The following is a 24,440-nucleotide window of genomic DNA, read 5'->3' as shown; positions in this document are numbered from 1 at the left end:
TCCAGCAACATTTGACGTGTGATCAGTATGGCGTCGCCAGTGGCTCTGCACCGGTCAATGACCAACTAGCCCAGGATTCCCCGGTCGTACGCCACCGCCACGGCTGCGGCCCGGTCGTTGACGCCCAACTTGCCGTACAGGTGGGTGAGATGGGTCTTCACCGTGGCCTCGCTGATGAAGAGGATGCGGGCGATCTCGCGGTTCGACGTGCCTTTGGCGACCAGCGCGAGGACCTCGCGTTCGCGGGCGGAGAGGGGATCGTTGCCTGGGGTGCGGACCGCGGAGACGAGGCGGGAGTTGCCGGCGCCGTTCGGGCCTAGGTCCTGTCGTCAAATTCCCGTCGTCCGCCCGGAGGGCGGGCCCTGCGGCGTCAAGTGCGTGCTCTCGGCGTGCCGGGCACAGGCCCTCGTACTGGATGTACTTGGGTCTGTGCCCGGTGCGGCGAGAGTGCGTGCATGGCGTCGCGGGGCAGACGGGAATTTGACGACAGGGCCTAGGATCCCGAAGATCTCGCCCTCCTCGACGGCGAAGGAGACACCGTCGGCGACGGTCCTGCCGCCATAGGACTTGCGTAGTCCGCCGACTTCGATGACTGACATGGCCCGAGGGTCCCGGCAAGGCGCCGGGAGGCACATCGCCCATCGCGCTCGATGCGGCATCAACCGATCGGTTGATGCCGCGGTACGACCCCTCGAACGGCCCGGTCCCGGGGCCGTCGAACGATTCAGGTCCGGCCAAAACTCGGTGGGCGCTGTCAGTGCCGAACCGTAGGCTCGCCGGTGATGCCCACAACCGATGCAATGACCAAGGACCGTGCCGACGACGAGGACGAGGACGGCCGTACGGGGACCGAGGACCGTGCCGGCCGTTCGACCGTACGCAGTCTGCTGCGCCTGTGGCCGTATGTGCGGCCGGTGCGGGTGCGGCTGTTCAGCGCGGCGTTCGTCGCGGTGGTCGCCTCCTGTACGGGGCTGGTGTTCCCGCTCGTCCTGAAGTGGATGGTGGACGGTCCGGTGGCCGGTCACGATCCCGCGGGCGTCTGGCTGGGTGCGCTGTATCTGCTGCTGCTCGGGTTCGCCGAGGCGGGACTGTTCGGGCTGCGGCGGTGGCTGGTGGCGCGACCGCTGGCGGGGGTCGAGGCGGCGATGCGGGCGGATCTGTACCGGCATCTGCAGCGCCTCCCGGTCGCCTTCCACGACCGCTGGGCCTCCGGTCAGCTGCTGTCCCGGGGCACCACGGACCTCATGCTGCTGCGCATGTTCCTGGCGTTCCCGCTGACGTTCCTTCTGGTCAACGGCGTGACGATCCTGGTGGGCGTGGCCATCATGCTGGCCCAGGAGTGGACGCTCGGGCTGGTGCTGCTGGCTCCCGCCGGTCCCGTCGTGATCGTCTGCTGGATCTTCGAGCGGCGCTACTCGGAGGTGGCCCGGCGCTCGCAGGACCAGGTCGGCGATCTGACGACGGTCGTCGAGGAGAGTGTGCTCGGCATCCGCATCATCAAGGGCTTCGGCCGCCATCGCAGCCAGGCCCGCGCCTTCCGCGAGCTGTCCCGCACTCTGCGCGGCACGGAACTCGCCAAGGCCCGCCTCCTCGCCTCCATCTGGGCCGTCATCGTCACCCTCCCCGAACTCGCCATCGGCGCCGCCCTCGTCCTCGGCACCGTCCAGGTCGCCGACAGCCACCTGTCCGCCGGCACGCTGGTGGCCTTCCTGTCGACCGCCCTCGCGCTGCGCTGGCCCATCGACTCCATCGGCTTCCTCCTCGCGATGAGCCAGGAGGCGGCGACGGCCACGGAACGGTACTTCGAGGTGATGGACGCGGCTCCTGAGGAACCGCGGGGCTCCGGTGACTCGGCGCAGGTGCCGGCCGGCGGAAGACCCCGCGGCTCGGCGGTACGAGATGCCGCTCTCCTCGGGACGGGCGCCGCCGCAGCGGCACGACCGTCCGCGGCCGGGAGGGATGCCGGGCTTCGGTTCCACGACGTCCAGTTCCGTTATCCGGACGCCTCCGCGGACACGAACCCCGTGCTGGAGCACATCGACCTCCACATCCGCCCAGGCGAGAGCATGGCCCTCGTCGGCGCCACCGGCACCGGCAAGACCACCCTCACCGCCCTTGTCCCCCGCCTCCACGAGGTGACGTCCGGCCGCATCACCCTGGACGGCCGGGACATCACCGCGATGCCCCGCGAGGAACTCCGCGAACTCGTCGCCGTCGCCTTCGAAGAGCCCACCCTCTTCTCGGCCACCGTCGGCGAGAACGTACTCATGGGCGGAAACGACGACGCGGGCCGGCCCGAGCTGGACCGCGCGCTCGCCGTGGCCCAGGCCGACTTCGCGCACGCTCTCCCTCAGGGCACCGCCACCCAGGTCGGCGAGCAGGGCCTGAGCCTCTCGGGCGGCCAGCGCCAACGGCTCGCCCTGGCACGGGCGGTGGTCGGCCGCCCCCGCTTCCTGGTGCTCGACGACCCCCTGTCCGCGCTGGACGTCCACACGGAGGCCGCGGTCGAGGCCGCCCTGCGCCGCGTCCTGGCGGAGACGACCGCCCTGATCGTGGCGCACCGCCCTTCCACGGTCCTGCTCGCCGACCGCGTGGCCCTGCTGTCCGGCGGCCGTATAGCCGCGGTCGGCACCCACCAGGAACTGCTGCGCACGAACGCCGAGTACGCCCATCTGATGTCAGGCGACGAGGAGGCCCACCGATGACGGCGCCCACAACGACCGCGCCGGACAAGGACAGGGACAAGGACGGACCGGTGCAGGACCCCTCGGAGTACAAGGACCCCTTCGACCGCGACGTCCTCCCCACTCCCCCGGGCGCGACCGCCGCTCTCCTGCGCTCCCTCCTCACCCCGCTCAGGGCCCGCGTGGTCGTGACCACCGTCCTGCTGCTGCTCCAGCAGGCCGCGGTGCAGGCGGGCCCGCTGCTCGTCGCGTACGCCCTCGACCGCGCGGTACCTGCGTTCCGGCACGACGACCACGGCCCGCTCATCGCGGTGGGCGTCGTGTACCTGCTGTGTTCGCTGGCCTCCGGCGGACTGCAGTACGCCTTCATCATCGCCTCGGCCCGCGTCAACCAGGACGTGCTGCTCGACCTGCGCGGCCGGATCTTCCGCCATGCGCAGGCGCTCAGCATCGACTTCCACGAGCGCTACACCTCGGGCCGGCTGATCTCCCGCTCCACGACGGACGTCGAGTCACTGCGCGAGCTGCTCAGCGAGGGCCTGCAGGAGCTCGTCACGGTCATCCTGTCCTTCGTCTACATCTCGGCGATGCTGCTCTGGCTGGACCTCGGCCTCGGCGCGGTGGCGGTGGCGTCCTTCGTACCGCTGTATCTGCTCATCCGCCTCTACCAGCACCGCGCGGGCCGTATCTTCGCCCTGCGGTCGACCGCGATCGCCGCCGTCATCGTGAAGTTCGCGGAGACGATGAACGGCATCCGCCCGGTACGCGCGTTCCGCCGCGAGGCCGCCAACGACGCGGACTTCCGGGTGCTCAACCAGCGCCACGAGAAGACGAACGGCGACTCCCTGCTGGAGATGACGCGCTATGTCGTCGGCTCCCGCCTGGTCGCCAACACGGCGGTCGCCGGGATCGTGCTGTGGGGCGCGTACCGGGTGGCCTCGGGTTCGCTGGCACTGGGTGTGCTGGCCGCCGCGGTGCTCTATCTGCGCCGCCTGTACGACCCGATCGACCGGCTCGGCATGTTCCTCAACTCCTACCAGTCCGCGGCGGCTTCGCTGGAGAAGATCGCGGGCCTGCTGGCCCAGACGCCGTCCGTGCCGGAGCCGTCGTCCCCCAAGCAACTGCCCGCTCTCGCCTCCGAACACCCCGGCCGCGAGGTCGTCTTCGACGACGTCCGCTTCGCGTACCGGACCGGCGGCGAGGTCCTGCCCTCCTTCTCCCTCACGCTGCCCGCCGGGCAGACGGTGGCCGTCGTCGGCTCGACGGGCGCGGGCAAGTCGACACTGGCCAAACTCCTGGCCCGCTTCTACGACGCCTCGGAAGGCCGGGTCCTTCTCGACGGCGTCGATCTGCGCGACCTCTCCGTGCCCGAACTGCGGCGCGGTGTGGTGATGGTGACCCAGGAGGCGTTCCTGTTCTCCGGCACGGTCGCCGAGAACATCGCGATCGGTCGCCCCGACGCGTCCCGCGAGGAGATCGAGCGGGCCGCGAAGGCGATCGGCGCCCACGACTTCATCAGCGCGCTGCCCGACGGCTACGACACGGACGTACGCAAGCGGGGTGGCCGTATCTCGGCCGGCCAGCGCCAACTGGTCGCCTTCGCACGGGCGTTGCTCGCAGACCCTGCGGTCCTCATCCTCGACGAGGCGACCAGCTCACTGGACATCCCCGGCGAACGGGCCGTCCAGCGCGCCATGTCGACGGTGCTGCGCGGCCGTACGGCCGTGGTCATCGCGCACCGTCTGTCGACGGTGGAGATCGCGGACCGGGTGCTGGTGATGGAGCACGGCCGGATCGTGGAGGACGGCGGCCCGGCCGAACTGATCGCGGGGACGGGACGGTTCGCGGATCTGCACCGGGCTTGGCGGGACAGTCTGGCCTGAGAGTTCTTCCGCCCCCTCCGCCCCAGCCCGTCCCGCCGAACGGGCCGAGAGGTGCCGGCGCGGGCAGAAGTCGGCCCCTCCGGTGTCGAGGCGCGGGGTCCTGGGCGCGGAGCCCCAGGTACGGGACGGGGGGCGCAGGGGGCGTGAAGAGAAGGGGGAGGGGATGATCGACGCGTACGAGGATCCCGGGACACCGGACTGTCGTGGCGGCTGGCGGTATCTGTGGTGGCTGGTCACCCGGCAGGCGGGGCGGTCCGCCACCGGCGCGCTGATCGCCAGCGTGTGGATGGCGCTCCTGGCGCTGACGCCGTATCTGCTGTCCCGCGCGATCGACGACGGTCTGGAGCCGGGCGACCAGTCCGCGCTGGTCGGCTGGACCGCCGCCGTGCTGGGCATCGGGGTGTTCAACGCCTGGCTGGGCGTCATGCGGCACCGCACCATGACCAAGCTCCGGATGGACGCCAACTTCCGCACGGTCAAGGTCGTGGTCGAGCAGTCGACCCGGCTGGGAGCCGCGCTGTCGCGCCAGGTCGGGGCCGGAGAGGTGGTCACGATCGGCGTCGGCGACGTGCAGACGATCAGTGTGTCGCTGACGGTCGTCGGCCCGGGTCTGGCCGCGCTCTTCACCTACGGCGTGGTGGCGGCGCTGCTGCTGTCGGTCTCGCTCCAGCTGGCCGTGGTGATCCTGCTCGGCGTGCCGCTGATCGCCGTGCTCATCGGACCACTGATGAGGCGGTTGCAGGGCACGGAGACGGAGTACCGCGAGCGGCAGGGCGTGCTGACCGCCCGGATCGGCGACCTCGCCGGCGGCCTGCGTGTCCTCAACGGCCTCGGCGGCAAGGGGCTGTTCGCCGACGCCTTCCGCCGTGACTCGCAGGCGCTGCGGGCGCAGGGATACCGGGTCGGTTCGGCGACGAGCTGGCTCCAGGCGCTGGGCACGGGGCTGCCGACGCTGTTCCTCTCCGTGGTGACGTGGCTCGCGGCCCGGCTGGCCGCCCAAGGGGAGATCACCATCGGCGAGTTGGTGTCGGTGTACGGCTATGTCGCGGTCCTGGTGATGCCGGTGGCCTTCGTCATCGAGTGCGGCTACCAGCTCAGCCGGGGCGTGGTCGCCGCCCGCCGCGTCGCACGGTTCCTGGCCCTCCAGCCCGCCGCCGACCGCGCGGACGCGTTGGACGGGCCCTCGTCGCCCGCGCTGCTGCACGATCCGGAGTCCGGCGTCCGGGTGGTGCCGGGGCGGCTGACCGCGCTGGCCGGTGCCCGCCCCGCGGAGTCCGCGGCCGTGGTCGACCGCCTCGGCCGGTATGCGGAATCGGCGGTGACCTGGGGCGGCGTACGGCTCGACGAGATCGCCCTGCCGCAGGTCCGCGAGCGGATCCTGGTCGCGGACAACGAGGCCGACCTGTTCGCGGGCACCCTGCGCGACCTGGTCTCGGGCAGCCGGGAGCACGACGACGAAGCCGTGACACGGGCCGTGCACGCGGCCGTGGCGGACGACATCGTCCTCGGTCTGCCGGACGGTCTCGACTCGCCCGTCGACGCGCAGGGCCGCAATCTCTCCGGCGGACAGCGGCAGCGGGTACGTCTCGTGCGGGCGCTCCTCGCCGATCCCGAGGTGCTGCTCGCGGTCGAACCCACCTCTGCGCTCGACGCGCACACCGAGGCGGCCGTCGCGGCCCGGCTCCGCACCGCGCGCTCCGGCCGCACGACCCTCGTCACCAGCACTTCGCCGCTGCTCCTCGACCAGGTGGACACCGTGTGTTTCCTGGTCGACGGCAAGGTCGCGGCCGTGGGAACCCATCGCGAGCTCCTCGACGGGGAGCCGGGTTACCGCGCGCTGGTGGCCCGCGAGGCGGACCTGGAGGCGGACGCGGACCCGCGGTCGGCCGTCGACGCCGAGGAGGCCGTGCGATGAGCGCACACCTGCCGATCGCCGAGTCCGCCGATGTGCGCCGGGCGTCGGTGCGGCTGATCCGGGCGGACGGGCGGGCCTTCGTCGCCGTGCTCGGCCTCAACGTACTGGCCGCCGTGGCCGGTCTGGTCGGCCCCTGGCTGCTCGGGCGGATCATCGACGACGTACGGGCCGGGGACGGTGTGGGCGCCGTGGACCGGCTGGCGTTCGTCATCCTGGTGTGCTCGCTGGCGCAGCTGCTGCTGGCGCGGTGGGCCAGGTACGTGGGGCACCGCTTCGGGGAGCGGACGCTGGCGCGGGTGCGGGAGGAGTTCGTCGATCGGGCGCTGACGCTGCCGGCCTCGGTCGTGGAGCGGGCGGGCACGGGCGACCTGACCGCGCGCGGCACCGCCGACGTCACCGTGGTGGGCAACACGCTGCGTGACGCGGGGCCCGAGCTGCTCATCGCCTCCGCCCAGGCGCTGTTCATCCTCGGCGCGGTCTTCGTCATCGACCCGCTGCTCGGCGCCTGCGGGGTGCTCGGCCTGGTCGGCATCCGGTTCGCGCTGCGCTGGTATCTGCGCCGGGCCCGCGCCGGCTATCTCGCCGAGGGCGCCGCGACGTCGGAGATCGCCGAGATCCTCGCGGCGACCGCTTCCGGCGCCCGCACGGTCGAGGCGTTCGGGCTGCAGGAGCGCCGGATCGCCGCGAGCCGGGACGCGCTGGAGATTGCCCGCCGGAAGCGGATGTGGACGCTGTTCCTGCGCAGCGTGTTCTTCCCGGCCGTGGAGATCTCGTACGTCATTCCCGTGGTCGGAGTGCTGCTGGTGGGCGGCATGCTGCACGCGCGGGGTGCGATGAGCCTGGGTGTCGTGGTCTCCGCGGCCCTGTACATGCGCCAGCTGGGCGAGCCGCTGGACCAGATCCTGAACCGGGTGGAACAACTGCAGAGCAGCAGCGCCTCCTTCGCCCGTGTGGAGGGCCTCGCCCGGGCTCCGCAGGCCGTCCCGTCCAGCTCCCCCACCCCGGTGGACGACCGGATCGACGTGACCGGTGTGCGCTACTCCTACGACCGTGGGGGCGAGGTGCTGCGCGGGGTCGATCTGACCGTGCGGCCCGGGGAACGGCTGGCCGTGGTCGGCCCCTCCGGCGCCGGGAAGACCACCCTGAGCAGACTGCTGGCGGGCGTGGACGCGCCGGGCACCGGCACAGTGACGGTCGGCGGGGTGCCGATCGTCGCGCTCGACCCCGAGCAGCTGCGCCGGCAGGTCGTCCTGGTCACCCAGGAGCACCATGTGTTCCTCGGCACGGTCCGCGACAACCTGCTGATCGCCGAACCCGCCGCAAATGACCCCGAGTTGTGGGCGGCTCTCGCCGCGGTCGGCGCCGAGGACTGGGCCGAGGAGCTGCCGGCGGGCCTCGACACCCGGCTGGGCCCCGAGGACCACCCGGTGGACGGCTCACGGGCTCAGCAACTCGCCCTGGCCCGCGTCGTGTTGGCCGACCCACACACGCTGATCCTCGACGAGGCCACGGCACTCCTGGACCCGACGACCGCCCGCCATACGGAACGTGCCCTGGCCGCCGTACTCGAAGGACGCACCGTCATCGCCATCGCGCACCGCCTGCACACCGCGCACGACGCCGACCGGGTGGCCGTGATGGAGGACGGCCGCCTGACCGAACTCGGCACGCACGAGCAGCTGGTGGCCGCCGAGGGGGCGTACGCGGCGCTGTGGCATTCGTGGCACGGGGAGCGACGGCCTTCGGACGACTGACATACGGCTGGGTCCGTCGAAGCGTCTTTCGCCGCCAGTGTGATCCCGGCCCCGGAGCCAGGGCCGCGCATGCGGCACCGCCGCGACGGGCCCGCCGTGCGTACGGGTACGCCGTGCGAGCCAGGTACGCCATGCGAGCCGAGTACGCCATGCGAGCCAGGTACGCCATGCGGGCCGAGTACGCCATGCGGGCCGAGTACGCCGGATACGCCTCCTCGTGCACCGCGACGCCGCCGCCCTCCAGGACCTCGTCCCGCGTTCGCGAATTCACGAACAGGCCATTCGCGCGCCGTTGAAACGGCGAGCAGGGGGAGGTTGTCGGGGACGCCGTGCCCGCGGTCGCGGGCCGGCCGTGGGCCGATCACGGCGGCCGCCACAAAGCCCGAAGTACCGGCGGCGAGAGGGATGACGTACCCGCCGGAGTGGTCCAGCGCGCCCTGCCCGCCCACCAGTCGCCGCCGGAGGAGGAAGGCGCTGACGGTGTGGACGAGCGTCGGCCACCGGGGACGAAGAGCAGCCACGCTCGGATGCTCACTCGGCCGACCCCGCCGCCCCTGAAGAGCAGCGGGGCGCCATCAACTCCCCTCGCGGGACCGGCAGTCCGGCGGACCGCCGGTTGCTCGGCGGGATCGTGCCGGATCTGTTGCGCGTCGGTTCCCGGGGCATGTCGCCGGAGCGAATTCCTCCGCACACGCCGGGGAAGATCCGCACACCATCCAACCAAGGGTTCGTATACCGAACATGACCTCCCGGACAACGAACCATTTCCGGCCAAGTTCTTGATGCGCTCCTGACAGAAGGCGTGATCCCCTGCCACTCTTCCCACGGCTACTTCACAGCAACCCCATAGCTGTGCCGCTGTGAGATGCCGTACGACCCCCATGCACCTGGTTCCGCGTACCGCCTGTTCTGCCCGGACGGGTCACCCATCGTCCGGTCTCCCCTGGCCGCGCGACCCGCGGCCACGCAGAAGGAGTCAGTGTTGAGTAGCAGTTCTCCCCACAGACGCACCTCCCACATCACCAAGCGCCGTGTCGCCGGCGTCGCCCTCGTCGGCGTCTCCGCCCTGTTGGCCGCGGCCGTCCAGTCGGGCGCCGCGAGCGCCGCCCCGGAGAAGGCACCTCGGTCGGGCAAGATCAACCCGGGCGCAGTCGCCATGAAGCTGACCGCTTCGCAGCGCGCCGAGCTCATACGCGACGCCAACGCCGCCAAGGCGACCACCGCCAAGGACCTGGGCCTCGGGTCCAAGGAGAGCCTGGTGGCCCGCGATGTCGTCAAGGACCACGACGGCACCGTCCACACCCGCTACGAGCGGACGTACGCCGGACTCCCGGTCCTCGGCGGCGACCTGGTGGTCGACACCGCCAAGTCCGGCAAGACCGAGCACGTCTACAAGGCGATGAAGGCCACCCTCAAGGTCGCCACCCTCAAGCCTGCGGTCGCCGCCTCCAAGGCGGAGCGGCAGGCACTGTCCGCCGCCAAGGCCGCGGGCTCGAAGAAGACCGACGCGGACCGCGCGCCCCGCATGGTGATCTGGGCGGCGAGCGGCAAGCCGGTCCTGGCGTACGAGACGGTCGTCGGCGGCCTCCAGGACGACGGCACCCCGAACCAGCTGCACGTCATCACCGACGCGGCCACCGGCAAGAAGCTCTACGAGTACCAGGGCATCAAGAACGGCATCGGCAACACCCAGTACAGCGGCCAGGTGACCCTGACGACCACCCAGTCGGGCTCCAACTTCACGCTGAACGACGGTGCGCGCGGCGGCCACAAGACGTACAACCTGAACCACGGCACGTCCGGCACCGGCACGCTGTTCTCCCAGACGAACGACACCTGGGGCAACGGCACCACGTCGAACGCCGCGACCGCCGGTGCCGACGCGCACTACGGCGCCGCGGAGACCTGGGACTTCTACAAGAACACGTTCGGCCGCAGCGGCATCAAGAACAACGGTGTGGGAGCGTACTCGCGCGTCCACTACGGCAACGCGTACGTCAACGCCTTCTGGGACGACGGCTGCTTCTGCATGACGTACGGCGACGGGTCCGGCAACGCCGACCCGCTGACCTCGCTGGACGTCGCGGGCCACGAGATGAGCCACGGTGTCACGTCCAACACCGCGGGCCTCAACTACTCCGGTGAGTCCGGCGGTCTGAACGAGGCGACGTCCGACATCTTCGGCACCGGCGTCGAGTTCTACGCCAACAACACCTCCGATGTCGGCGACTACCTCATCGGCGAGAAGATCGACATCAACGGCGACGGCACCCCGCTGCGCTACATGGACAAGCCCAGCAAGGACGGCGGCTCCGCCGACTCCTGGTACTCGGGTGTCGGCAACCTCGACGTGCACTACTCGTCGGGTGTCGCCAACCACTTCTTCTACCTGCTGAGCGAGGGCAGCGGCGCCAAGGTCATCAACGGCGTGAGCTACAACTCGCCGACCTCGGACGGCCTTCCGGTCACCGGCATCGGCCGCGACAAGGCGCTGCAGATCTGGTACCGGGCGCTCACCACCAAGTTCGTCTCCACCACGAACTACGCGGCGGCCCGCACCGGCACGCTCGCGGCGGCGGGTGAGCTGTACGGCACCACGAGCGCCGAGTACACGGCCGTGCAGAACGCCTGGGCGGCCGTGAACGTCGGTTCACGGCCCGGCGGCGGTGGCGGCGGTACGTCGTTCGAGAACACCACCGACGTATCGATTCCGGACAACGGAGCGGCGGTCACCTCGTCGATCACCGTCACCGGTCGCACCGGCAACGCGCCGTCGAACCTCGCGGTCTCGGTCGACATCGTGCACACCTGGCGCGGTGACCTGGTCATCGATCTGGTGGCCCCGGACGGCTCGACCTACCGCCTGAAGAACTTCAGCTCGTCCGACTCGGCGGACAACGTGAACGCGACCTACACGGTCAACGCGTCCTCCGAAGTCGCCAATGGCACCTGGAAGTTGAAGGTCCAGGACCAGGCGGCACAGGACATCGGCTACATCAACAGCTGGAAGCTGACGTTCCCGTAGACCGCCGGCGAAGCCGCGGCAAGGACAGGGTGCCGTCCCGGAGGTTCAACTCCCCGGGGCGGCACCCCCTTTGCCAGGTCCTGGCCCGGGTTTTGCTGCCGCTTGACGAAGATCGGTCTTGGGCGCAGAGCACCCCACTGTTCACCCGGAGGACGATTTTCGGCCAAGGTCTTTAAGGGCTCCTGACATGTACGCGCCCCAGATGGCACGCTTCCACCGCACGGCTCACCCGCACCGCAACTTCACACTTCCGTTCGGCTACCCCACGCCGTTCGGTCGCCCCCACAAGAAGGAGCTTGCGTGACCCCCCTCTACGCGCGTCACAAGCGCACCACTCTGGCCATAGCCACCGCTGTCGCGGCCGGAGCCCTGCTCACCACCGGTATGACCACCGGTGCATCCGCCCAGACCGAGGCGACCTCCGAGGGCCGGACGACCCTCGCCGGCGCCCCGGTCCAGCTGTCCTCGGCGGCGCGTACGACCCTCATCCAGAAGGCCCAGGCCGCCAGTACCGAGACGGCCCAGGAGATAGGCCTCGGCGCCAAGGAGAAGCTGGTCGTCCGCGATGTCGTCAAGGACGCCGACGGCACCGTCCACACCCGCTACGAGCGCACGTACAACGGCCTTCCGGTCCTCGGCGGCGACCTGGTCGTCCACCAGCAGCCCGGCAAGACCCAGAGCGTGACCAAGGCGACGAAGGCCACCATCAAGGTCACCTCCCTCAAGCCGCAGATCGCCGCCGCCAAGGCCGAGAAGCAGGCGCTGACCGCCGCGCAGTCCGCGGGCTCGGACAAGACCACCGCCGACAAGGCGCCCCGCAAGGTCATCTGGGCGGGCAGCGGCAAGCCGGTCCTCGCCTACGAGACCGTCGTCGGCGGCCTCCAGGACGACGGCACCCCGAACGAGCTGCACGTCATCACCGACGCCGCGACCGGCAAGAAGCTCTACGCGTACCAGGGCATCGAGACCGGTACCGGCAAGAGCCTCTACTCGGGCACCGTCAGCCTCAACACCACCCTGTCGGGCTCGACGTACCAGCTGTACGACACCACGCGCGGCGGCCACAAGACGTACAACAAGTCGCACGGGACCAGCTCGTCGGCCGGCACCCTGTTCACCGACGCGGACGACACCTGGGGCACCGGCACGGCCTCCAGCTCCACCACCGACCAGACCGCGGCCGTCGACGCCGCGTACGGTGCGCAGGAGACGTGGGACTTCTACAAGAACACGTTCGGCCGCAGCGGCATCAAGAACAACGGCGTCGCCGCCTACTCCCGCGTGCACTACGGCAACGCGTACGTCAACGCCTTCTGGGACGACAGCTGCTTCTGCATGACGTACGGCGACGGGTCCGGCAACACCCACCCGCTGACGTCCCTGGACGTGGCCGGCCACGAGATGAGCCACGGCGTCACGTCCAACACCGCGGGCCTGAACTACAGCGGTGAGTCCGGCGGTCTGAACGAGGCGACGTCCGACATCTTCGGCACCGGCGTCGAGTTCTACGCGGCGAACTCCAAGGACGTCGGTGACTACCTCATCGGCGAGAAGATCGACATCAACGGCGACGGCACCCCGCTGCGCTACATGGACAAGCCCAGCAAGGACGGCGGCTCCGCCGACTCCTGGTCCTCCGGCGTCGGCAACCTGGACGTGCACTACTCGTCCGGCGTAGCGAACCACTTCTTCTACCTCCTCTCCGAGGGCAGCGGCGCCAAGACGATCAACGGGGTCAGCTACAACTCCCCGACGTCCAACGGCTCCACGGTCACCGGCATCGGCCGCGCCAAGGCACTGCAGATCTGGTACAAGGCGCTGACGACGTACTTCACGTCGACGACGAACTACAAGTCCGCCCGCACGGGCACGCTCTCCGCGGCGTCGGCCCTGTACGGCTCGACCAGCACGGAGTACAAGGCGGTGGCGGCGGCCTGGTCCGCGGTCAACGTGAGCTAGTCCTCGCGTCAACGTGAGCTGAACTGCTCCTGGCGTAGTGGAACAACGGCGGTACCCGGAGAGACGGCGACTCCGGGTGCCGCCTTACGCTGTCCCCCATGCCCTACACGTACGAGGACGTGGGCGCGACCCGCGAGGACCGCTGCCCGCCGGGCTTCCACCGACTGCACGTCCGCTCCCGGATCGGCGAGGGCGAGGCCGTCTTCCGCCGCGCCTCCGAGGCCCTCATGACCTGGGAAATGCATCGCGCCCTGGGCGTCGGCATCACCGCCGACGCGGACAAGGCGGCCCCTGGAGTCGACGTCACGGTCGGTCTCGGCCCGATCAAGGCCCCCTGCCGCGTGGTCTGGACGGCAGAGGAACCCCGCCGCACCGCCTGGGCCTATGGCACGCTTTCCGGCCATCCCGAGTGCGGCGAGGAGTCCTTCGTCATCACCCGCACGGGCGACGGCACCGTCTGGCTCACCATCACCGCCTTCAGCCGCGCGGCGAAGTGGTACGCCCGCGCGGGCGGAGCCGCCACGAGGGGGCTCCAGCACGCGTACGCCCAGAGGTGCGGGAAGGTACTGCGCCGGTTGTGCGCGGGCCTGGACAGCTGACGGGCTCGCCTCACCGCATGAGAACCCCCGCCCCCTCCCCCATCTCCTGCGACGGCACCGCCACCAGCCCCACCTCCGCGCTCGACGCGAGCAGGCGGTGTGCGGGCAGGATGCGGACCGTGTAGCCGAAGGGGCCGGTGCGGTCCAGGGAGAGCGGTCCCTCGTACGCCCAGCGCCCCTCCAGGTCCGGGCCGCCCGCCGGTTTCAGTGGTACGCACACCGCGTCCGCGATGCGGTCGTCGGAGTCGACGCGGCCTGCGACGGCCTGCACCTCGACGTCGTCGGGGACGAGGTCGCCGAGGCCGACGCGCACGCGCAGGGACAGGGTGGTGCCGAGTTCGGCGGTGGTCGTGACGGAGGAGGCCTCGACGTGGTCGACGGTGACCTGCGGCCAGGCGGAGCGGACGCGGGACTTCCAGGCGGCCAGTTCGCGGGCCGTGTCCGCGGTGAGGGAGCGGTGGGCGCGGGCCGCCGGGGTGTACAGGCGCTCCACGTATTCGCGAACCATCCGGCCCGCGAGCACCTTCGGGCCCAGATGGGTCAGCGTCTGGCGGACCATCTCGATCCAGCGGTCGGGCAGGCCGCCCTGGCCACGCTCGTAGAAGCGCGGGGCCACGCGCTGTTCGAGCAGGTCGTACAGCGCCGCCGCCTCCAGGTCGTCGCGGCGGTCGTCGTCGGTCGCCGTACCGTCCGCCGTCGGGATCGCCCAACCGAAGTCGGGCTGGAACCACTCGTCCCACCAGCCGTCCAGGACCGACAGGTTGAGGCAGCCGTTGAGCGCCGCCTTCATGCCACTCGTCCCGCAGGCCTCCAGGGGGCGGAGGGGATTGTTCAGCCAGATGTCGCACCCCGGGTACAGCTTCTGCGCCATCGCCATCCCGTAGTCCGGCAGGAACACGATCCGGTGGCGCACGCGTGGGTCGTCCGCGAACCGGACCAGCTCCTGGACCAGACGTTTCCCGCCGTCGTCCGCGGGATGGGCCTTGCCCGCGACCACGATCTGGACCGGGCGTTCGGCGTGCAGGAGGAGATCCATCAGGCGGTCGCGGTCGCGCAGCATCAGGGTCAGCCGTTTGTACGAGGGCACTCGGCGCGCGAAGCCGATGGTCAGGACGTCCGGATCCAACACCCCGTCGATCCAGCCCAGCTCGGCCGTACCCGCGCCGCGCTGGCGCCAGGACGCGTACAGGCGCTCCCTCACCTCCCACACCAGCTGCTCGCGCAGCACCCGCCGCAGATCCCAGATCTCCTGGTCCGCGATGTCGGCCACCGCGTCCCAGCGGTCCGAGCCACCGACCGTCAAGGCGTCCTCGGTGCGCTGCGCGCCGATCTGCCGGGCGCCGAGCCGGAAGACTTCCGGAGCCACCCAGGTCGGCGCGTGCACCCCGTTGGTCACCGAGGTGATCGGGACCTCCTCCGGGTCGAATCCCGGCCACAGCCCCGAGAACATCTCCCGGCTGACATGACCGTGGAGCAGCGAGACCCCGTTCGCCCGCTGGCCGAGGCGCAACCCCATCACCGCCATGTTGAAGAGGTTCGGCTCGCCTCCGGGGTAGGTCTCCATGCCGAGGCCCAGGATCCGTTCCACGTCGATGCGCGGGAGCTCGGCGTCGGTACCGAAGTGGCGGGCCACCAGCTCCCGGTCGAAGCGGTCGATTCCGGCGGGTACGGGGGTGTGGGTGGTGAAGACCGTGCCGGCCCTGACCGCCTCCAGGCAGGAATCGAAGTCCAGCCCCTCGTCGGCGAGTTCGGCGATCCGCTCCAGGCCGAGGAAGCCCGCGTGACCCTCGTTCGTGTGGAACACCTCGGGCTGCGGGTGTCCGGTGAGCCGGCAGTACGTCCGGACCGCGCGCACCCCTCCTATGCCGAGGAGCATCTCCTGCAGCAGCCGGTGTTCGCTGCCGCCGCCGTACAGCCGGTCGGTCACCCCGCGTTCGCCGAAGTCGTTCTCCTCCACGTCGGAGTCGAGCATGAGGAGCGGGACGCGGCCCACCTGCGCCAGCCAGATCCGGGCCCGCAACGCACGGCCGCCGGGGAGGGCCAGCGACACCTGGGCGTCGGTGCCGTCGGGCTCGCGCAGGGGCGTCAGAGGCAGCTCGTTCGGGTCCAGGACCGGATAGTGCTCCTGCTGCCAGCCGTCGCGCGACAGGGTCTGCCGGAAGTAGCCGTGCCGGTAGAGCAGACCCACGCCGATCAGCGGAACGCCCAGGTCACTGGCGGCCTTCAGATGATCGCCCGCGAGGATGCCGAGGCCGCCGGAGTACTGCGGCAGCGCGGCCGTGATGCCGAACTCGGGCGAGAAGTAGGCGATGGCTGCGGGCAGTTCGGAGGACTGGGACTGGTACCAGCGGTCGCCGGTCACATAGTCCCGCAGATCGTCGGCGACCGCGGCAAGGCGGCGCAGGAAACGGCGGTCCTCGGTGAGCTCCGCGAGCCGCCCTGTCGACACACTGCCGAGCAGGCGGACGGGGTCGCCGTCCGAGGTGGCCCAGCGCTCCGGGTCGACGGACTGGAAGAGATCACGGGTCTCGGCATGCCAGGACCAGCGGAGATTGCGCGCCAGGTCACTGAGCGGGTGAAGGGCTTCGGGGAGTACGGGTCGAACGGTGAATCTGCGGATTGCCTTCACGAGTTCCACCTTCACGGGGGACGTAACGGAGGACGTAGGCGGCAGGAGGGCGCACGTGGCTGGGCGTGCGCCGAAGAGGGACACACGCCCTTGTGCGTCCTTCGTCACCCACGACGGTAGCGGCGAGGGTGCCTTCGCAACACGGCGCATCGAGGTCCGGACGGTCGATCGGGCCGACTGGGTGACATCGGCGGAGGGCTGTGCGACTTCGGCGGGAACTCGCCGCAACCTTCACGTGTACGTCACGGACGATATGGCCGATTCCGCCCTCCTGGGCGGCCTTGTGAGGCTTCGCACCGCACGAGAGGCTCGCCAGGTGGCGTACGGCCGGACTCGGCCCACACCGGTCTGCTCCGATGGCCGTACGCCGAGTTGAGGAGGGGAACTCAAGTCATGGCACAGACGAGAGAGAGGCGTCTGCGCTGGGCGGGAGGCCTCACCGCGGTCACGACGGCCGCGGTGCTTTCGGCCATCACCCTGCCCGCGCACGCCGCCCCGGAGGGGCAGATACTCGGCGCCGGCGATCCCGGTTCCGTCAGCGGGAGTTACATCGTGACACTCAAGGGGGGAACACAGGCTCCGTCGTCGGCGGGAAAGAGCATCGCCGAGAAGTACGGGGCGAGAATCAGCCACACCTACGGAACGGCCCTCAATGGCTACGCCGTGAAGGTCAACGAGAAGCAGGCCCGGCGGCTCGCGGCGGACTCCCGTGTGGCCTCGGTCGTGCAGGACACCCGGGTGGCGCTCGACCACTTCCAGAAGAACCCGCCCTCATGGGGCCTCGACCGGATCGACCAGCCGAACCTGCCGCTGGACAAGGGCTACACCTGGCCCGAGTCGGCGGGCGCCGGCGTGACCACGTACGTCATCGACACCGGCATCCGCATCACGCACAAGGACTTCGGCGGCCGGGCGAGCTACGGCTGGGACTTCGTCGACAACGACAGGACGGCCAAGGACGGCAACGGGCACGGCACGCATGTCGCCGGGACCATCGTGGGCAGCAAGTACGGCGTGGCCAAGAAGGCCAAGGTGGTCGCCGTCCGCGTCCTCGACAACGACGGCTCCGGCACCACCGCGCAGGTCATCGCGGGCATCGACTGGGTGACCAGGCACGCGAAGAAACCGGCCGTGGCGAACATGAGCCTGGGCGGGTACGCCAACACCCAATTGGACGCCGCGGTACGCAACTCCATCGCCTCCGGGGTGACCTACGCGGTGGCGGCGGGCAACGACGGGCTTCCGGCCGGTCTCTACTCACCGGCCCGGGTCTCGCAGGCCCTCACGGTCGGCGCGAGCGACAGGGCGGACGCGCGCGCGAGCTTCTCCAACACCGGTTCGGCGCTCGACCTGTTCGCTCCCGGCGTGGCGATCACCTCGGCGTCGTACGCGAGTGACACGGGGAAGGCGACCTTCTCCGGTACGTCGATGGCGAGCCCGCACGTGGCGGGCGCGGCCGCGCTCTATCTGGCCGACCATTCCCGGGCCACGCCCGCCCAAGTGGCCAAGGCGCTGGTGAAACGGGCTGTATCGGGAAAGATTTCGGGCGCGGGTCTCGGCTCACCGAACAGGCTCCTGCAGGTCAACAACCCCTAGCGGGCTTCGGGGACACCGACCGGCCTCGACCTCACAGGACGAGGCCGGTCTTGTGTGTGGACATACGCGTGAGTAGTTAACAAAGTGCCGGATTGCCCACCCGAATAGGGTGGGAAGGCTCCTCCGGTACGCCCCGCAGGCCCCACCTCCCCACACCCTCATCCGCCCACCCGAGTTGACGCGGACAGGAGCGGTCATGCCCGCAACGCACCACACGTCGCCACCCCCGACGACCACCCCCGACGCACCGCCGATTCACACGACCGACACCGATTGCCGCACCACGGAGAAACCCTCCGCCGAGACCGGAGCCGAGACCCGCGCCGGCACCACCGGCCCCACCGACACCATCAGCGCCCCTGGCACGACCGTTGGACGCATCCCCGTCGTCGACGTCCGCCCGATCGTCCTCGGCGGCCGCCGGCCCGCGAAGGCGGTGGTCGGCGAGTCCTTCGAGATCTCGGCCACGGTCTTCCGCGAGGGCCATGACGCGGTCGCCGCGAACGCCGTCCTGTGTGATCCGGACGGTCGCACCGGCCCCTGGATCCCGATGCGCGAACTGGCCCCCGGAACCGACCGCTGGGGCGCCACGGTCTCCGCGGAGAAGGAAGGCCGCTGGACGTACACGGTGGAGGCGTGGGGCGATCCGATCACCACCTGGCGGCACCACGCGGGCATCAAGATCCCGGCCGGGTTGGACACGGAACTGGTCCTGGAGGAGGGCGCCCGGCTGTACGAGCGGGCGGCCACCGGAGTGCCGAAGGGCAAGGGCCGACGGGACACGATCCTGCGGGCCGCCGACGCGCTGCGCGACCTCGGCCGCCCCGCCTCGGCCCGGCTCGCCGCCGCCCTCACCCCCGACGTCGACAAGATCCTCGCCCGCCATCCACTGCGCGAACTCGTCACGTCCTCACAGCCGTTGACACTGCAGGTGGAACGGGAGCGGGCGCTGTACGGCTCCTGGTACGAGTTCTTCCCGCGCTCGGAGGGCACCCCGGAGCGGCCTCACGGCACGTTCCGTTCGGCCGCCGAACGCCTGCCCGGGATCGCGGAGATGGGCTTCGACGTCGTCTACCTGCCCCCGATCCATCCCATCGGCACGACCTTCCGCAAGGGCCCCAACAACACGCTGTCCGCGGGTCAGGGCGACGTCGGTGTGCCCTGGGCGATCGGTTCCCCGGAGGGCGGTCACGACGCGGTCCACCCGGACCTGGGGACGATCGACGACTTCGACGCGTTCGTACGCCGGGCCGCGGGCGTCGGCCTGGAGGTCGCCCTCGACTTCGCGCTCCAGTGCTCCCCCGACCACCCGTGGGTGGAGAAGCACCCCGAGTGGTTCCACCACCGTACGGACGGCACCATCGCGTATGCCGAGAACCCGCCCAAGAAGTACCAGGACATCTATCCGATCGCCTTCGACAAGGACATGCCGGGCCTGGTCCAGGAGACGCTGCGCGTACTGCGGCACTGGATGAGCCATGGCGTACGGATCTTCCGCGTCGACAATCCGCACACAAAACCGGTGGTGTTCTGGGAGCAGGTGATCGCGGACATCAACCGCACCGACCCCGATGTGATCTTCCTGGCGGAGGCCTTCACCCGCCCGGCGATGATGCACACGCTCGCGGCCATCGGCTTCCAGCAGTCGTACACCTATTTCACCTGGCGCAACACCAAGGAGGAGCTGACCGACTACCTCACCGAACTGTCGGGCGAGGCGGCCGCGTACATGCGGCCCAACTTCTTCGTCAACACCCCCGACATCCTGCACGAGTTCCTGCAGCGCGGCGGCAGGCCGGCCTTCGAGGTGCGGGCGGTCCTCGCCGCGACGCTGTCGCCGACCTGGGGGATCTACAGCGGGTATGAACTCTGCGAGAACACCCCGCTGCGTGACGGCAGCGAGGAGTATCTGAACTCCGAGAAGTACCAACTGCGGCCGCGCGACTGGGAGTCGTCGGAGCGTGACGGACGTAGCATCGCGCCATTGATGGGCACGCTCAACGCGATCAGGCGGCGCAGCCCCGCGCTGCGTCAGCTGCGCGACCTCCATTTCCATCACACGGACAAGGAGGCGGTGATCGCCTACTCGAAGTCTGTAGCGGACGCACGCGGTTCGAACACGGTTGTGGTGGTGGCCAACCTCGACCCCCACCACACCCAGGAGGCCACGGTCTCGTTGGACATGCCGCAACTCGGCCTGGACTGGCACGAGTCCGTGCCGGTGCGCGACGAGCTCACCGGCGAGACCTACAACTGGGGCAGGGCCAACTATGTGCGTCTCGAGCCAGGGCATAGGCCCGCGCACATCCTCACCGTCCTGCGACCGTCCTCACCGCAGATCGGAGGGTCACCCACAACATGATCGTCAACGAGCCCGTCCCGGATACGTTCGAGGACACACCGGCCAGGGACCGAGATCCCGATTGGTTCAAACGCGCCGTCTTCTACGAGGTCCTGGTCCGCTCCTTCCAGGACAGCAACGGCGACGGCGTCGGCGACCTCAAGGGCCTGACCGCGAAGCTGGACTACCTCCAGTGGCTGGGCATCGACTGCCTGTGGCTGCCCCCGTTCTTCAAGTCCCCCCTCAGGGACGGCGGGTACGACGTCTCCGACTACACGGCCGTACTGCCCGAATTCGGTGACCTCGCCGACTTCGTCGAGTTCGTCGACGCCGCCCACCAGCGCGGCATGCGCGTCATCATCGACTTCGTCATGAACCACACCAGCGACCAGCACCCGTGGTTCCAGGAGTCGCGCACCAACCCCGACGGCCCCTACGGCGACTACTACGTCTGGGCCGACGACGACAAGCAGTACCAGGACGCCCGCATCATCTTCGTCGACACCGAGGCCTCCAACTGGACCTTCGACCCCGTCCGCAAGCAGTACTTCTGGCACCGCTTCTTCTCCCACCAACCGGACCTCAACTACGAGAATCCGGCCGTGCAGGAGGAGATGATCTCCGCGCTGCGGTTCTGGCTGGACCTCGGGATCGACGGCTTCCGCCTCGACGCGGTGCCGTACCTCTACCAGGTCGAGGGAACCAACTGCGAAAACCTTCCGGCGACCCACGAATTCCTCAAGCACGTGCGCAAGGAGATCGACACGCACTATCCGGACACGGTGTTACTGGCGGAGGCGAACCAGTGGCCGGAGGACGTGGTCGACTACTTCGGCGACTTCCCCTCCGGCGGCGACGAGTGCCACATGGCATTCCACTTCCCCGTCATGCCACGCATCTTCATGGCCGTACGCCGCGAGTCCCGCTACCCGGTGTCGGAAATCCTCGCCAAGACCCCCGCCATCCCCTCCGGCTGCCAATGGGGCATCTTCCTGCGCAACCACGACGAGCTGACCCTGGAAATGGTCACCGACGAGGAACGCGACTACATGTACGCGGAGTACGCCAAAGACCCGCGCATGCGCGCCAACATCGGCATCCGCCGCCGCCTCGCCCCCCTGCTCGACAACGACCGCAACCAGATCGAACTCTTCACCGCCCTGCTGCTGTCCCTGCCCGGCTCACCGATCCTCTACTACGGCGACGAGATCGGCATGGGCGACAACATCTGGCTCGGCGACCGCGACGCCGTACGCACCCCCATGCAGTGGACCCCCGACCGCAACGCCGGCTTCTCCTCCAGCGACCCCGGCCGCCTCTTCCTCCCCACGATCATGGACCCGGTCTACGGATACCAGGTCACCAACGTCGAGGCGTCCATGTCCTCACCCTCGTCGCTGCTGCACTGGACCCGCCGCATGATCGAGATCCGCAAGCAGAACAAGGCGTTCGGCCTCGGCTCCTACACCGAACTCCAGTCGTCCAACCCCGCCGTCATCGCATTCCTGCGCGAATACAAGGACGACCTGGTCCTGTGCGTCCACAACTTCTCCCGCTTCGCCCAGCCCACCGAACTGGACCTGCGGGCATTCAGCGGAAGGCACCCGGTCGAACTGATCGGCGGGGTGCGATTCCCGGCCATCGGTGAGCTGCCCTACTTGCTCACCCTCGCAGGCCACGGCTTCTACTGGTTTCGACTGCGTCGCGCAGTCGCGCCGAGCGCCACCAGGCGTTCTTGACCGGATGCCTGCGTGTGCTCCCACAAGCCCGCCTGCCTCTGAAGGGACGTGTCGCCATGGCGAAGACCGCACTGCACCGTCCGAGCGGCCTCGGCCCCGCTCCGCTGCTGACCTCGCTCGCAGAACTGCTGCGCGCGTGGCTGCCGCGGCAGCGCTGGTTCGCTGGCAAGGGCAGGCCCGTCACGGATGTGACCCTGGTGTCGACGACCGAACTGTACCCAGGGTGCCTGCACCTGCTGGTCCGCACCGAGCACCTCGACCCGCCTGCCCACGGAAGCCCGGGCACTCCCCCACCCGACGACTGCTATCAACTGCTCCTCGGCGTACGGAAAGTCCTGCCGCCACGTCTCGCCCATGCCGCCATCGGCCGGGCGAACGCCGGCCCGCTGGCGGACCTGATCGTCTACGACGCCTTCCACGACCCCAGGGCGGCGGGACTGCTCCTGGAGCGCCTGCGCCGGCCGGGCACGGCGGGTCCGCTGCGTTTCGAGCGCGACATACGGGTGACGGTGCCCACCGGTCTGGCTCCGCGTCTTCTCGACGCCGAGCAGTCCAACTCCTCGCTGGTGTACGGGAATTCGTTCATCCTGAAGGTCTTCCGCCGTATCCAGCCCGGCATCAACCCGGACCTGGAGGTGCCCCGGGCGCTGGCCCGCCAGGGCTGCACCCGCGTACCCGCTCCCGCCGCGTGGTTTCGGACCTCACGGCCGCAGGAAGCGACGCTCGGAGTTCTTCAGCCGTTCCTGCGTGAGGCCACCGACGGCTGGACACTGGCGCTCGAATCCCTCGCCTTGGGGCTGGAGTTCACCGACGAGGCGTACGAACTGGGCCGGGCGACCGCTGAGGTGCATCTGGCACTGGCCTCGGCGTTCCCCATAGACGTGACAAGTCCGCCTCAGAACAGGCCGCTTGCCACCGCGATGAGCGAGCGACTCGACGCCGCGGTCCGTTCCGTACCCGAACTCGGTCCGCACGCGGATGGGCTGCGGTCCGCCTTCGACGCACTCGGCGTCCTCGGCACGGCGGCCCGTCCCGCCCAGCGCATTCACGGCGATCTCCACCTCGGTCAGGTCCTGCGGGCCGGACAGCAGTGGTCCGTCATCGACTTCGAGGGCGAGCCCGCCCGACCGCTCACCGAACGCCGACGCGTCCAGTCCCCCGTACGCGATGTCGCGGGCATGCTGCGCTCGTTCGACTACGCGGCCCGCTCCCGTCACCCCTGGCGTCCCGAGTGGGCACAACGCTGCCGCGAGGCCTACTGCGCGGGCTATGCCGCCGAGGCGGAGTGGGACCCGCGCGAGGAACCAGAGCTGCTGCGCGCGTACGAGACGGACCGAGCCGTGTACGAAGTGCTGTACGAGGCGCGACACCGTCCTGACTGGCTGCCCGTGCCGATGGCGGCGGTCAGACGTCTCGCCGCCGAACGCCAGTGAAGGCCCTTCGACTGCGACACCCCGCACACTCCCTTTCCCCTCTAGAGGAGGCTGAAGCCGTGACAGTCCGCACCGCACCGGTCAGCGTACGGCCGGCCACTCCCGCTTCGCTGGACCCGACGGACCGGGGGCGCCTGCTGTCGGGGGCGCATCACGATCCTCACGCGCTGCTCGGCGCGCACCCGGTGCCGGGCGGCATCGTGTTCCGCGCGCTGCGTCCGTACGCCCAGGCGGTGGCCGTGGTGGTGGACGGGTTGTCCACGAAGCTGGACGACGAGGGCGACGGCCTCTTCTCCGGCGTACTGCGGCTCGACGCGATCCCCGAGTACACGCTGTCGGTGACGTACGACGGCACCGAGTTCGCAGTGCAGGACCCCTACCGTTTCCTGCCCGCGCTGGGAGAACTCGACCTGCACCTGATCGGCGAAGGCCGGCACGAGGAGCTGTGGCGGGCGTTGGGTGCCCACCCCATGACCCACGAGGGCGTCCTCGGCACCCGCTTCACGGTGTGGGCCCCGAACGCGCGGGGCGTCAGGGTCTGCGGAGACTTCTGCCACTGGGACGGCAGCACGGGATTTCCCATGCGGTCGCTGGGCTCCTCCGGGGTGTGGGAGCTGTTCCTTCCGGGAATCGGTGAGGGCACCCTCTACAAGTTCGACATCACCCGCCCCGACGGGACGCGCACGCTGCGCGCCGACCCGATGGCCCGCCGCACCGAGGTGCCACCGGCGACGGCGTCGATCGTGACGGAGTCGTCCTATACGTGGGAAGACGCCGCCTGGATGACGGGGCGGGCTGAGCGTCCGGTGCACGAGGTCCCGTTCTCCGTCTACGAGGTGCATCTGCCGTCCTGGCGGCCGGGGTTGACCTACCGCCAGTTGGC

The 24,440-nt window shown here is 70.0% G+C and carries 13 protein-coding genes and 2 pseudogenes; 12 read left to right on the top strand and 3 right to left on the bottom strand.

Annotated elements, in window-relative coordinates; genetic code table 11:
* Nucleotides 1-65: 65 nt before the first annotated feature.
* Together IEY95_RS27415 and IEY95_RS49255 are read right to left on the bottom strand one after the other, a co-directional pair.
* A pseudogene (locus IEY95_RS27415) lies at nucleotides 66-296 on the bottom strand (response regulator transcription factor); the annotation flags it as partial.
* Nucleotides 297-488: 192 nt separating this feature from the next.
* Nucleotides 489-599 (bottom strand): annotated as a pseudogene (locus IEY95_RS49255) (ABC transporter ATP-binding protein); the annotation flags it as partial.
* A gap of 183 nt (nucleotides 600-782) precedes the next feature.
* Here IEY95_RS49255 and IEY95_RS27410 point away from each other — a divergent pair.
* From IEY95_RS27410 to IEY95_RS27380, 7 genes are all read left to right on the top strand, one after another.
* Nucleotides 783-2,705, top strand: coding sequence for an ABC transporter ATP-binding protein (locus tag IEY95_RS27410; RefSeq protein WP_189188831.1), 1,923 nt, complete (start codon nucleotides 783-785; stop codon nucleotides 2,703-2,705).
* A complete protein-coding gene (locus tag IEY95_RS27405) occupies nucleotides 2,702-4,567 on the top strand; it encodes an ABC transporter ATP-binding protein (RefSeq protein ID WP_189188830.1) in 1,866 nt (621 codons plus the stop codon). Before IEY95_RS27410 ends, IEY95_RS27405 begins: the two co-directional genes overlap by 4 nt.
* A 163-nt stretch (nucleotides 4,568-4,730) precedes the next feature.
* Complete coding sequence (locus IEY95_RS27400) at nucleotides 4,731-6,482, top strand: ABC transporter ATP-binding protein (RefSeq protein ID WP_189188829.1); 1,752 nt, start codon at nucleotides 4,731-4,733, stop codon at nucleotides 6,480-6,482.
* Nucleotides 6,479-8,236, top strand: coding sequence for an ABC transporter ATP-binding protein (locus IEY95_RS27395; RefSeq protein WP_189188828.1), 1,758 nt, complete (start codon nucleotides 6,479-6,481; stop codon nucleotides 8,234-8,236). Before IEY95_RS27400 ends, IEY95_RS27395 begins: the two co-directional genes overlap by 4 nt.
* A 982-nt stretch (nucleotides 8,237-9,218) precedes the next feature.
* Nucleotides 9,219-11,261 (top strand): M4 family metallopeptidase, encoded by a 2,043-nt coding sequence (locus IEY95_RS27390; RefSeq protein WP_189188827.1) that lies wholly within the window; start codon nucleotides 9,219-9,221, stop codon nucleotides 11,259-11,261.
* Nucleotides 11,262-11,561: 300 nt separating this feature from the next.
* Nucleotides 11,562-13,220, top strand: a complete 1,659-nt coding sequence (locus IEY95_RS27385) for a M4 family metallopeptidase (RefSeq protein ID WP_189188826.1) — start codon at nucleotides 11,562-11,564, stop codon at nucleotides 13,218-13,220.
* Between the two features lie 98 nt (nucleotides 13,221-13,318).
* A complete protein-coding gene (locus tag IEY95_RS27380) occupies nucleotides 13,319-13,819 on the top strand; it encodes a DUF1990 domain-containing protein (protein ID WP_189188825.1) in 501 nt (166 codons plus the stop codon).
* Between the two features lie 10 nt (nucleotides 13,820-13,829).
* On the opposite strand, the gene IEY95_RS27375 is transcribed toward IEY95_RS27380, so the two are convergent.
* A complete protein-coding gene (locus IEY95_RS27375) occupies nucleotides 13,830-16,448 on the bottom strand; it encodes a glycosyltransferase family 1 protein (RefSeq protein WP_189188824.1) in 2,619 nt (872 codons plus the stop codon).
* Between the two features lie 393 nt (nucleotides 16,449-16,841).
* Between IEY95_RS27375 and IEY95_RS27370 the strand changes: the two genes are divergently transcribed.
* The 5 genes from IEY95_RS27370 to IEY95_RS27350 all read left to right on the top strand — a co-directional run.
* Nucleotides 16,842-18,044: a S8 family peptidase gene (locus IEY95_RS27370; RefSeq protein ID WP_189188823.1), complete on the top strand. Its 1,203-nt coding sequence runs from the start codon at nucleotides 16,842-16,844 to the stop codon at nucleotides 18,042-18,044.
* 196 nt (nucleotides 18,045-18,240) lie between these two features.
* Nucleotides 18,241-20,406, top strand: a complete 2,166-nt coding sequence (locus IEY95_RS27365; RefSeq protein WP_189188822.1) for an alpha-1,4-glucan--maltose-1-phosphate maltosyltransferase — start codon at nucleotides 18,241-18,243, stop codon at nucleotides 20,404-20,406.
* The gene (gene treS, locus IEY95_RS27360) at nucleotides 20,403-22,124 is read left to right on the top strand and encodes a maltose alpha-D-glucosyltransferase (protein ID WP_189188821.1); all 1,722 of its coding nucleotides are present in this window, start codon (nucleotides 20,403-20,405) and stop codon (nucleotides 22,122-22,124) included. The genes IEY95_RS27365 and treS overlap by 4 nt, the downstream gene beginning before the upstream one ends.
* Before the next feature lie 56 nt (nucleotides 22,125-22,180).
* Nucleotides 22,181-23,557, top strand: a complete 1,377-nt coding sequence (locus IEY95_RS27355; RefSeq protein WP_189188820.1) for a maltokinase N-terminal cap-like domain-containing protein — start codon at nucleotides 22,181-22,183, stop codon at nucleotides 23,555-23,557.
* 59 nt (nucleotides 23,558-23,616) lie between these two features.
* Nucleotides 23,617-24,440, top strand: an 824-nt coding sequence (locus tag IEY95_RS27350; RefSeq protein WP_444544768.1) for a GlgB N-terminal domain-containing protein, incomplete at its 3' end; no start/stop codon positions are given.

The sequence above is a fragment of the Streptomyces albiflavescens genome, assembly GCF_014645835.1.
Classification (GTDB): Bacteria; Actinomycetota; Actinomycetes; order Streptomycetales; family Streptomycetaceae; genus Streptomyces; species Streptomyces albiflavescens.
The sequence above is the reverse complement of the archived record's forward strand: the minus strand, read 5'-3'. Positions and strand labels throughout refer to the sequence as shown.